Source organism: Leptodesmis sp., assembly GCF_052746595.1.
Genome location: NZ_JBRAGO010000149.1, coordinates 5333 through 7846, shown reverse-complemented (window position 1 = coordinate 7846; position 2514 = coordinate 5333). Strand labels below are relative to the sequence as shown.

The following is a 2514-nucleotide window of genomic DNA, read 5'->3' as shown; positions in this document are numbered from 1 at the left end:
TGTACCCATCCTGTCATTCTGGCTGATTGAATGGGCACGCTAAGCTTTGCGCATCCAACTACGTTGTTGTTTGGCTGAGAATTTAAAGCTGTTTACACGCCTTATGCCTGATGCCAACTATTAGGCTTGTGCCACGCCATCCTGACGGGCCGCACGTTGAACGGCAGCGGAAACGGCACTCGCCACCCGATCGTCAAATACAGAAGGCACAATATGTTCTGGATTTAGATCGGCGGGTTTGATCAGGGAAGCGATCGCCTGAGCCGCTTCCAGATACATATTAGTGGTAAAGGTCTGGGCGCGGCAATCCAGGGCACCCCGGAAGAGGCCAGGAAAGGCGAGTACATTGTTGATCTGGTTGGGATAGTCGCTGCGTCCGGTTGCCATAATGGCCACCTCTGCACTGACCAGTTCCGGCTGAATTTCGGGAATGGGATTCGCCATGGCAAAGACAATCCGGTCAGTTGCCATCGATCGCACCATTTCTGGAGTCACCACTCCGGGAACACTAACCCCCAGAAACACATCCGCGCCCTGCATCGCATCCGCTAGCGTACCCGCCATCTCGACGGCAAACTCCCGCTTCTGTTCTGTGAGATCCGCTCGCTGTAGGGATAAAATGCCTCTGGAGTCACAGATACAGAGGTGTTGCACCCCCGCTTTTTGCAATAACCGGGCGATCGCAATGCCTGCCGCGCCTGCTCCATTAATTACAATTCGCACCTCTTCCATGTGCTTTTTCACCAGTTTGAGGGCATTGATCAACGCGGCTAGACTGACGATCGCTGTCCCATGCTGGTCATCGTGAAAGATGGGAATGTTGAGCTCTCGCTGCAACCGAACTTCAATTTCAAAACAACGGGGAGCGGCAATATCTTCCAGGTTGACTCCGCCAAAGACAGGAGCAATGCGCTTCACAGTTTCCACGATTTCGTCTGTGTCCTGAGTGGCCAGACAGATAGGAAACGCATCCACTCCGGCAAACTCCTTAAACAGCATCGCTTTTCCTTCCATCACAGGTAGTGCCGCTTCTGGCCCCAAATTGCCCAACCCTAAAACCGCACTACCATCGGTGACGATCGCCACCATGTTGTGCTTAATCGTCAGGTTGTAGACTTCTTCGGGATTTTCGGCGATCGCCGTACAAATACGACCCACCCCAGGGGTATACGCCATTGCCAAGTCATCCTGTCCCCGCAAGGGAATACGGCTCTGAACACAGATCTTGCCACCCCGGTGGAGATTGAAGGTGCGGTCATAGACATTAATCACCTTAGTTTCTGGCAACGCTTTCACCGCCTCGACGATCGCTTCCGCATGTTCGGTACTGGCGCAGTCGATGGTAATGTCCCGAATGGAAATCTGGCGAGTTTGCTCAATCAGATCAATCTGTCCCATGCTTCCACCCAGGGTAGAAATTGTTTTGGTGACATTTGCCAGCATTCCTGGACGATTGGGAAACTGAAAACGAATGGTTAGGCTAAAACTGGAATTGGGTGTCAGATCTGTCATGGTGTTGGAATTTTGGGTTTTGGATATTGGATGTTGGCAAATGCTGATCGGTTTGAATTACTCAAGAACCGGGCATTCTAGGGTCTGATATGGAATCCTATCAGCAGTTGCTAGAACAGGTGAACGATCGCTCAACCTGCAAGCAAAACATGTGATATCTACGGTCTGAACTTGACTTAACTCGTTGGTCGTTCCTTAGGGTAAGAGAAGATGGGACTTGCAATTGTACCAGGCCACACGGATCGCGTCATGAGAGTGTCCCTACCCCCATCTAAAGCCCCCAATTCCCAATCCCTAATCCCGAATCTTTACTCTATGCCAAGTCTTTATACTGAAATTGAAATCCGTGCTCCCCGACAAAAGGTGTGGCAGGTGCTGGTGCACAAAGAAAAGTGGGTTTATTGGAACACATTTTTGTATGACTGTAATCCTCAGCGAAAGTTTGCTGAAGGGCAGGAAGTATTTTTATCTCTCAAGCGTGTTCCTGGCGAAGACGAAACCGAGTTTCAACCTCGGATTACCCTGCTGCAGCCGCCTGTCTGCTTGAAATGGGTATCTGGAATTCCAGGCTTTGTCAGCGAGCAAGTCTTTGAGTTGCAGGATATGGGGCGCGATCGCACCAAATATATTCACCAGGAGCATTTTTCGGGAGTGCTGACCCGCTTATTTCTACCCTTTATCCGAACTGAGGAACAACAGGGCATTCGACGCATGGCCTGGGAATTGAAGCAATTTGTCGAGAACCTCAGGTAGAGATGCTCCGCTGAAACGTTTCCACCCGGTATAGGAAGATGCTACCTGGCACCTCTAACTCGGATCCGCAAATGAAGCGATCGTAGTATTTTGAGCCTTATAATTCTATAAAAACGTTGACATTTTTGTTGCAGCTAAAAAATAAGTTTTATGCAAGGTTAAAACCAGTCCAGCTAGAGAACAGAAGTTTTCCCACAAGAGAAAATACGGTTCTGGGCTTGGACAAAGTTGATTTCCGCTAAGCCACCT

The 2514-nt window shown here is 49.8% G+C and carries 2 protein-coding genes; one reads left to right on the top strand and one right to left on the bottom strand.

What is annotated here, in order from left to right:
* Positions 1-120: 120 nt before the first annotated feature.
* Positions 121-1512: a malic enzyme-like NAD(P)-binding protein gene (locus ACUVQO_RS21550; RefSeq protein ID WP_445927875.1), complete on the bottom strand. Its 1392-nt coding sequence runs from the start codon at positions 1510-1512 to the stop codon at positions 121-123.
* A 210-nt stretch (positions 1513-1722) separates the two neighbouring features.
* Here ACUVQO_RS21550 and ACUVQO_RS21545 point away from each other — a divergent pair, with 210 nt between their 5' ends.
* The gene (locus ACUVQO_RS21545) at positions 1723-2265 is read left to right on the top strand and encodes an SRPBCC domain-containing protein (protein ID WP_445927874.1); all 543 of its coding nucleotides are present in this window, start codon (positions 1723-1725) and stop codon (positions 2263-2265) included.
* Positions 2266-2514 lie beyond the last annotated feature (249 nt).